This is a genomic window from Streptomyces sp. NPDC127084 (assembly GCF_042724175.1).
Taxonomy (GTDB): Bacteria; Actinomycetota; Actinomycetes; order Streptomycetales; family Streptomycetaceae; genus Streptomyces.
Genome location: NZ_JBHXFA010000091.1, coordinates 24,135 through 31,434, shown reverse-complemented (window position 1 = coordinate 31,434; position 7,300 = coordinate 24,135). Strand labels below are relative to the sequence as shown.

General features: G+C 70.8%; 9 protein-coding genes. 4 read left to right on the top strand and 5 right to left on the bottom strand.

Annotation, left to right across the window (positions count from 1 at the left end; genetic code table 11):
• Positions 1 to 213 precede the first annotated feature (213 nt).
• The 3 genes from ACFWI9_RS21195 to ACFWI9_RS21185 all read right to left on the bottom strand — a co-directional run bounded on the left by ACFWI9_RS21195 (position 214) and on the right by ACFWI9_RS21185 (position 2,960).
• A complete protein-coding gene (locus ACFWI9_RS21195) occupies positions 214 to 1,005 on the bottom strand; it encodes an MHYT domain-containing protein (RefSeq protein ID WP_387164145.1) in 792 nt (263 codons plus the stop codon).
• Positions 1,006 to 1,276: 271 nt separating this feature from the next.
• Positions 1,277 to 2,023: a nucleotidyltransferase domain-containing protein gene (locus ACFWI9_RS21190; protein ID WP_387164143.1), complete on the bottom strand. Its 747-nt coding sequence runs from the start codon at positions 2,021 to 2,023 to the stop codon at positions 1,277 to 1,279.
• Positions 2,024 to 2,231: 208 nt separating this feature from the next.
• A complete protein-coding gene (locus ACFWI9_RS21185) occupies positions 2,232 to 2,960 on the bottom strand; it encodes a 2-phosphosulfolactate phosphatase (RefSeq protein ID WP_387164141.1) in 729 nt (242 codons plus the stop codon).
• Between the two features lie 71 nt (positions 2,961 to 3,031).
• On the opposite strand from ACFWI9_RS21185, the gene ACFWI9_RS21180 reads away from it, so the two are divergent.
• The 3 genes from ACFWI9_RS21180 (at position 3,032) to ACFWI9_RS21170 (ending at position 5,067) form a co-directional block, all read left to right on the top strand.
• The gene (locus ACFWI9_RS21180; protein ID WP_387164139.1) at positions 3,032 to 3,631 is read left to right on the top strand and encodes a class I SAM-dependent methyltransferase; all 600 of its coding nucleotides are present in this window, start codon (positions 3,032 to 3,034) and stop codon (positions 3,629 to 3,631) included.
• Between the two features lie 165 nt (positions 3,632 to 3,796).
• Entirely contained in the window at positions 3,797 to 4,093 is a 297-nt protein-coding gene (locus tag ACFWI9_RS21175) for a hypothetical protein (RefSeq protein WP_387164149.1), read from the top strand.
• A 101-nt stretch (positions 4,094 to 4,194) separates the two neighbouring features.
• A complete protein-coding gene (locus tag ACFWI9_RS21170; protein ID WP_387164137.1) occupies positions 4,195 to 5,067 on the top strand; it encodes a hypothetical protein in 873 nt (290 codons plus the stop codon).
• A 69-nt stretch (positions 5,068 to 5,136) separates the two neighbouring features.
• Here the strand turns inward: ACFWI9_RS21170 and ACFWI9_RS21165 are convergent, their stop codons facing one another.
• Positions 5,137 to 5,319 (bottom strand): hypothetical protein, encoded by a 183-nt coding sequence (locus ACFWI9_RS21165; protein ID WP_387164135.1) that lies wholly within the window; start codon positions 5,317 to 5,319, stop codon positions 5,137 to 5,139.
• Between the two features lie 101 nt (positions 5,320 to 5,420).
• On the bottom strand, positions 5,421 to 6,515 hold the full coding sequence (locus ACFWI9_RS21160; RefSeq protein ID WP_387164148.1) for a fatty acid desaturase family protein: 1,095 nt from the start codon (positions 6,513 to 6,515) through the stop codon (positions 5,421 to 5,423).
• A 161-nt stretch (positions 6,516 to 6,676) separates the two neighbouring features.
• On the opposite strand from ACFWI9_RS21160, the gene ACFWI9_RS21155 reads away from it, so the two are divergent.
• A complete protein-coding gene (locus ACFWI9_RS21155) occupies positions 6,677 to 7,180 on the top strand; it encodes a metallophosphoesterase family protein (RefSeq protein ID WP_387164133.1) in 504 nt (167 codons plus the stop codon).
• Positions 7,181 to 7,300: the final 120 nt, after the last annotated feature.

The following is a 7,300-nucleotide window of genomic DNA, read 5'->3' as shown; positions in this document are numbered from 1 at the left end:
TCCCCCTCCCGATCTAAAATTTGTACGACCGCCGTGGGCCCCGCTTCGCGGCCCCCCCGGCGGGGGGGGGGCCACGCCCCCCAGCTTTGGGGGCCGCCGGGCGGTTGTGGCGTACCTGCGCCGGGGGTGCTGCGGGGTGTGCGCATGGCCTCTTCGTTCCGGAGGGGACGGTGGGTGCGGCGTGCGTGGCGTGGAAGCGACTGGTGCGTGGCGTCAGCGCGGTGCGGCGGCCGGTCCGGGGGTACGCCCGGCAGAGGCATAGGCCGCGCGTTCGCGTGCCGTGGGTGACAGGGCCACGAACGCGGCCGTGAGGAAGAGATAGGACCCGAGGCCGACGGCGAGGGGGAAGACGAACTGCGTCGTCGTGGCCCCGGGCAGCACCTCGCGCGAAGGTTCGACCTGCACGGTCAACGCGAGCATGCCGGTGTAGTGCATGCTGCTGACCGCCGCGCCCATGACGAGTGAGGCGGCGGCGACCGCGAGGGGTGCCGTGATGCTGAGAGCGGCCCAGAGCGCGGCGGTCGCGGCGACCACCGCGATGGCGATGGAGAGCGCGACCAGCAAGGGGTCGTAGCGCAAGGTCCCATGCAGCCGCAGGGCGGCCATACCGAGGTAGTGCATGCCGGCGATGCCGAGTCCGGTGGTGAGTCCGCCGAGCAGCAGAGCACGGCCGCGGTGACGGCCGCGGTCACGACCGTGTGCGACGGCGAACACACCGGAGCCGACCACACCCATGGCGACCAGCAGGCTGAGGATGGTCAGCGGCACGTCGAACCGGACGTCGGTGCCGACCACGCCGAAGCCGAGCATGGCGACGAAGTGCATGGTCCAGATTCCGCTGCCGATAGCGGATGCGGCGGTGATCAGCCAATTGCGCCGGGAGCGCCCGGTTGTCTCCAGGGCCCGGAGGGTGCAGCGCAGGCCGAGTGCGGCGCCGATGCATGCCATGAGGTACGACAGCGCCGGTGTCAGCCAGCCGAAGGTGGCGTGGTCCAGGTGTCCCATGGCTCAGGGACGCTAGTCCTGGCAGGGGCACGGCGCGGGGGTACGTTTCGAAAGCTGCTGGAATATGACAGAGAGATGTTTCTGAACGATCGTACCGAGCTCGAACGGGTGCGCAGATCGGTTCCGGCCCTGGTACTGGTGGGCTTGCGTACTCAACTGCGCGAGTACCGGTCTGTGCCGGCACCAACTCGCGTCCTGGCCGTCGATGGCCAGGACCTCGTCGGGATGCCGAGGTCGTTGCCCGGCGACCCCACACGGTCATGAACTTCCGTCAACGCCCGGACGCCGCAGTGACCGATTCGATGACACCGCGCCAAGTCCTGCGATAGCCCTCGCGAAGAGGGCCGCCGACGAGGGCGAGGATCTGTGACGCAGCGTCGATCACGGGTGTCGGGTCTCCGGACGTGCACAGCCGCAGGTGTCCTTCGAGCAGGGCGGCCCCACGTTCCCCGTCCGCCTCCAGAAGGCGCCGCGGCAGCCACTTCCCACCGCCGATCCATGCCTGGTGGTAGTCGCAGAGCAGATCTGCCGCCGCACTGAGAACGTACCCGCCCACCGCCAGACCCTCGATCCGGTCGCCGGCATCGGCGAGATCGTCCAGAGCATCCGTCAGCCCGTACCGCTTCGTCTCGACCACCTCCGGTGCCAGCGCCGGAGGGCCGTTGCGGAGGTCCGCCTCAGCACGGGCACGGGCGCAACCAGCCTCCCCAGCGGCATCGACCAGGATGAGACCCGTGGCATACACGCTCTGCAGGGTCGCACGACGTGAAGCGACGTCCGCAGCGAAGAGATCCGCGAGACCGGCACGGGTGTGGACGAACAGCTCCACGACACGTCCCTCGAACCGGATCGTCTCCCGGCAGGTCTCACCGTCGTCCCCGATGAGCACCGCGACGTCCAGGTCGCTGCCGGCAGTGGCTCGCCCCGCAGCCACCGACCCGCCGAGGACCGCGGCAAGCGCGTTGGGGAAACGGTCACGCACCAGGCGCCGGGCCTGGTCGACGGGGTCCGCGTTCATGGCGATCAGAGTGTCAGGAACCTTGATCGATGGCGAACCAGGTGTCCGTCACACGGCTTCACAGCTACGAACCGTGGGCCCCGAAAGCACGGAGGACCAGCTCAGCCCAACCCGATAGCGATCCGTACCAGTACCGAGGCCGGTCTACGCCGCGGATGGCATCCGAGCCGGTAGCCACCGCATCGGATACCGGCCGTGTGAGGGTGTCTCAGCTCGGATCGGGCGCCCGAAGCGGCGACGCGGGAACCGGTCGGCGGCGCAGCACCGTGAGCGTGCCTTCCCGTGCGGCCACCATGGCGAACGGAAACCGGTCGGCTTCGAGACAGAGAGCGACATCGTCGCCGTGGACTCCGGGGAACCCGCGACGTACGCCGTCGGTCAGAGTGGCGGCTGCATCCGACTCGGCCGCACGGCGAAGGTACTTGGCGGGGTCGTCACAGGCCCCGGCGGCTCTGCGGGCGATGTACCGAGCACAGGCCAGGTCCTCCTCCGCCCGCCCCTCGTCCCCGGTGACCACGAACGTGACGCCCTCGCCGCGCCGGTCCCGCTCGCGCAGGAGACGGGCCGTCGCCCCCGCCACGACGAAGCTCGCGCACAGCACCAGCGGCGAGCCGTGGACGGCGTGTACGCCCGCCGTCCCGTACGTGGTCTTCTGCACCACGGTCCGCCCGCTGAGGTCGGCGGTGCACAGCAGCCCGGGCGAGTTGACGGTGTCGAACCCGTCCGCGGGCGGACCGTCCTTGATCGCCACCCAGTCAGGGTGGCGGCCCTTGAGAGCGAGGGCGTCGTTCAGCGACTCGGCGAGCACGATCCTGTCCGCGCCCCGGGCGAAAGCCCACGCGGCCACGGTGAACGCGCGCATCACGTCGACCACCACGACAACAGCGGTGGGCGGGGCGGCAGGCAGCTCGGCGATGCCGATGAATCGGTTCTCCATCGATTTCATGATCCTTCTACCTCGAGATCCATCGAGCGCATGTTCTCGCGCCGGTGCGGGATCATGTCCCCATGGCCGACGACCACGCACACGTCCAGGAGTTCTTCGGCGCGCGAGCTGCGCACTGGGACTCGCGCTTCCCGCACGACGGGCCGGCGTACGCGGTCGGCGTCGCCGCACTCGGACTGCGCTCGGGGGACGCCGTCCTGGACGCGGGCTGCGGCACGGGGCGGGCCCTGCCTCTGCTGCGGGAAGCGGTCGGGCCTGACGGCACGGTGATCGGGGTCGATCTCACACCGCAGATGCTGGCCGCGGCCGACGACGCCGGGCGGGCCGGGGCGGGCATGCTGCTGCTCGCCGACGTGGCACGGTTGCCGCTGCACGCGCAGGCACTCGACGCGGTGTTCGCCGCCGGGTTGATCGCCCATCTGTCCCAGCCGGAGGCCGATCTGCGAGAGTTGGCACGTGTGGTTCGCCCCGGTGGACGGCTCGCGCTGTTCCACCCCCTGGGACGTGCCGCGCTCGCCGCGCGGCAGGGCAGGGAGCTGTCCGACGACGATCTACGGGCCGAACCCCGGCTCACCCGGCTGCTGGCCGCTTCGGGCTGGCAGCTGGTCTCGTACGTCGACGAGGACACGCGGTTTCTGGCGCTGGCCGTGCGCCAGGACTGAACGACAGGGCCGAAACCGTTCCGCGAACCCCCGGACCGTGTGGCTCGGGGCCCGAATCCGGGAAGACTCCTCGCACAGGTGTCCGTGAGACGGGTGAGTGAGCAGTCGGCCGAACGAGCGCCGGCCGCGGCATTCGGGAAGGGGCCAGGGGTGATCGGCGGAGCGATGGAGAGGATCCGCGGTCTGCTCGCAGGCGGACGGGGCGAAGGGCGGAACGCAGCCCCGGCTCCTGAGGCGCGAGCGCGCCGGCACAACATATTCGAGGCGGCGGCTGCCTACGTGTCCGCGTGTGCCGAAGACGATCAGCAGGGCATGGACGAGGCATCGGGCTGGGTGTCGCCCGAGGCCCTGTCCTTCGGCGTGAACGAGCTGGCATGCCGGGCCGTCATCGTGCTCGCCCGCGAGCGGGGCGAGTCGCCACAGACCGTGGCCCGCAACCTCCTCGGGCTGCCGGTGCCCTGACCTCCTCACCCTTCGGTCATTTTCCCCGCCGTAGGCACTCGACGGAGGGGCCGACCCCTGGTTAGGGTGCGCCGACGAACGAATGGATAGGGGAGGGTGCGGTGGGCGGGACGGAAGAGGTCGCCGACGACGACACGCTCTATGTGCTGACGGCCTTGCTGCTCACGCCCGCGCAGTTCCCGAGTGTGCTCGGTGACGACTTTCCGGAGGCGTGCGCGGCCCTGGGACTCGAACCGTACGAGGACGGGTACGGGCTCGTCCTCGGCCAGGATGCCGAGGGCGCCCGCTGGACGGTCGTCGTGGATGACGTGTCGCTGGTGGCGGTCGCGATCGCGTCCTGGGACTGCGGCATGGAGTACGACCTGTCACCCAGTGACCGCAGCGTGGTCGTGGTCCTGCCGGGCTGGCCGCTGGATGTCGCGACCGTCGCCCCCGGTGTCCCCGCCCCCCATGACCCGGCCGAGGCGGACGCGGGCCGACCCCCTCTGGTGCCTCCCCCGACGGATGTCTGGGGACCCGCTCAGCGCCGGCTGGGCGCGGACGAGCTCGCCCTCCAGTGGTCGACGTGGCGCCAGCGGGTGGCCGACAGGGTGGCTTCCGGGCAGCCTGAGAAGCCGGAGAAGGGCACGGCAGAGGCCCCGGAGAAGGATTCGGGGCAGGAACCGGAGAAGGAACCGGAGAAGGCCAAGGAGCGGAAGGGCCCGCGGCACGAGGGCGTCCGCCGAGTGCTGAAGGAGCTGCACGGCTATGTGGACGAGACCCCGCCGCTCGGGCGTGTGAGGTCCACCTTCGCTCCGGACGGAGCCCGCATGCTCCGTGCCGACGGACCGGGCTGGTCCGTGGTGGCCCGGACCGACGACATGGCCTTCGTGCTCCTCGACGACGAGCCGGGCGAGGTGCTGCCCGTGGGCCGGGGGCCCGAGCTGCCCGGGCTGCTGGCGGCCCTGGACAAGATGGCCGTACGGCCCGCCTGAGCCCGTAACGGCCCCAGCCGGGGTGCGGCTCACGTGAGCCGTACGGCCCGGCTGGGGCCTACACGCGCGTCACCGGCCGATCTGCCGGCGGTTGATCCTCCTGAGCCGGCGACGCTGCGAGGGGTCGAGCGCGAAGTAGGCCACGGCGGGCACCCCGACGATCACCAGCAGCGACATCCAGAATCCGATCAGCGGGATCAGGAGCAGGCCCACGGCCACTCCCCCGATGGCGATCTTCGCACCTGTGGACATCTCATGCCTCCTTTACGGCCCCGAGGCCGCACCTGCCGGTAGAACGCCTCCACACCGTCCTCGGTTCCCCGCGTGCCGGACTTCTCCCCCGGGTTCTCGCGTCACTCCCCCTCACGGAGTGCTCCTCCCACCGTGTGCATATGGCCGAGGGCCTGGCGGTACGAGTCGATGAGACCGGTCTCCGTGTACGGCAGCCCGAGCCTGCGGCAGTGTGCGCGGACCAGTGGCTGGACGAGCCGCAGATGAGGCCGCGGCATGCTCGGGAAGAGGTGGTGCTCGATCTGGTAGTTGAGCCCGCCCAGGAACCAGTCGGTGAGGATGCCGCCGCGTATGTTGCGGGAGGTCAGGACCTGGCGCTGCAGGTGGCCCCAGTCCCTGCCGTGGATCCCGTCCGGCATCTCCATGCCCTTGTGGTTGGGGGCGAAGGCCATGCCCAGATGAAGACCCAGCAGCATCTGATGGAGGAGGGCGAAGGCGAGTGCCTGGAAAGGGGTGAGAACCGACAGCAGCAGGGCGGAGTACCCGGCGACATGTGCCACGAGGAGGCCGCCTTCGACCACGCGTGCGCTCAGCGACGCACGGCGGTGTATCGGCGACCGTCCGAAGACGTGCCGGAAGCCGTAGACCTTGAGCGCCAGCCCTTCGAGGGTGGTCAGCGGGAAGAACAGCGCGGCCTGGTGGCGGGTGAGCCACCCCCGTACTCCGCTGCGTCCTGCCGCGTGCTCCGCACTGAAGACCAGGATGTCGGGGACGACGTCGGGGTCCTTGTCGAGGTGGTTGGGATTGGCGTGGTGGCGGTTGTGCTTGTCGTTCCACCAGTCCTGGCTCATGCCGAGCAGCAGGTTCCCGTGGACGAGCTGGATGAGGCGACTGGTCCGGCGGTGCGGGGAGATCTGCGCGTGCCCGGCGTCATGGGCGACGAAGGCCGCACGTGCCGAAAGCAGCGCGAGCGGCACGGCCAGGAGCAGTGTCCACCAGGAGGGGCCCATCAGGACGATGCCCGCCACGATCGCGACCAGCCCCAGTCCGTTCGCCGCCATCGTGCGCGCGTACCAGCCGGTGCGGCGTTCGAGGAGGCCCCGCTGTTTCGCGGTGCGCAGGAGTGGGGTGAAGTCACTGCCCGCCGCCCGGGCGGTGGATCCGCCGGGCGGCGGTTGCGGCGCGCCCACGTGTGCGATGACGGTGGCCTGGGGCATCTCGCTCTCCGGTCTTTCGACGGACTGCTCTGACCTGGAGAAACGTACGGATCCCAGGGCCTTCGGAGCCATGGGGCGACCATCCGGACGAGACGGGGGCAGTCCCTTTACCGCATGGTGGGGCCAGCACCACCACGTCCGGCCACGCCACAGGAGAGATCATGCGGCTGCTGCTGACATCCGACACCCATGTGCCCAAGCGCGCCCGGCGGCTTCCGGACCCCCTGCTGGCGGAGATCACGCGAGCCGACGCCGTCGTACACGCGGGCGACTGGGTGGACGAGGCGACCCTCGATCTGTTCGAAGCGCGCGCGGAACGCGTCATCGGGGTGTTCGGGAACAACGACGGACCCGCGCTGCGCGCCCGGCTGCCCGAGGTCGCCCGCGCCGACCTCGGCGGTCTGCGCTTCGGAGTCGTACATGAGACGGGTGCCGCACAGGGCCGCGAACGGCGGTGCGCCGAGCGGTTCCCGGATCTGGACGTACTCGTCTTCGGGCACAGCCACATCCCGTGGGACAGCACGGCAGAGGGCGGGCTGCGGCTGCTGAACCCCGGCTCGCCGACGGACCGCCGACGGCAGCCGCACTGCACGTACATGACGGTCGAGATCGCCGGTGGGGCGCTGACGCACGTGACGTTGCACCGGCTGCCGCCACGTACGTGAGCGCCCGCGGCTCCTGCCGCCTGACGCGGGGGGGGGGGCCCGGACCCCCCCCCCCCCCCCCGCCGGGGGGCCCCCGCAAAACCACAGGGCGGGGGGGGCGGGGGGAGAAACCCCCCCAGC

What these genes read in the sequence shown, in the direction of transcription:
- ACFWI9_RS21190 (WP_387164143.1), bottom strand. Translation starts at nt 2,023, where the DNA reads ATGAACGCGGACCCCGTCGACCAGGCCCGGCGCCTGGTGCGTGACCGT.
- ACFWI9_RS21160 (WP_387164148.1), bottom strand. Translation starts at nt 6,515, where the DNA reads ATGCCCCAGGCCACCGTCATCGCACACGTGGGCGCGCCGCAACCGCCG.
- ACFWI9_RS21185 (WP_387164141.1), bottom strand. Translation starts at nt 2,960, where the DNA reads ATGGAGAACCGATTCATCGGCATCGCCGAGCTGCCTGCCGCCCCGCCC.
- ACFWI9_RS21175 (WP_387164149.1), top strand. Translation starts at nt 3,797, where the DNA reads ATGGAGAGGATCCGCGGTCTGCTCGCAGGCGGACGGGGCGAAGGGCGG.
- ACFWI9_RS21165 (WP_387164135.1), bottom strand. Translation starts at nt 5,319, where the DNA reads ATGTCCACAGGTGCGAAGATCGCCATCGGGGGAGTGGCCGTGGGCCTG.
- ACFWI9_RS21155 (WP_387164133.1), top strand. Translation starts at nt 6,677, where the DNA reads ATGCGGCTGCTGCTGACATCCGACACCCATGTGCCCAAGCGCGCCCGG.
- ACFWI9_RS21180 (WP_387164139.1), top strand. Translation starts at nt 3,032, where the DNA reads ATGGCCGACGACCACGCACACGTCCAGGAGTTCTTCGGCGCGCGAGCT.
- ACFWI9_RS21195 (WP_387164145.1), bottom strand. Translation starts at nt 1,005, where the DNA reads ATGGGACACCTGGACCACGCCACCTTCGGCTGGCTGACACCGGCGCTG.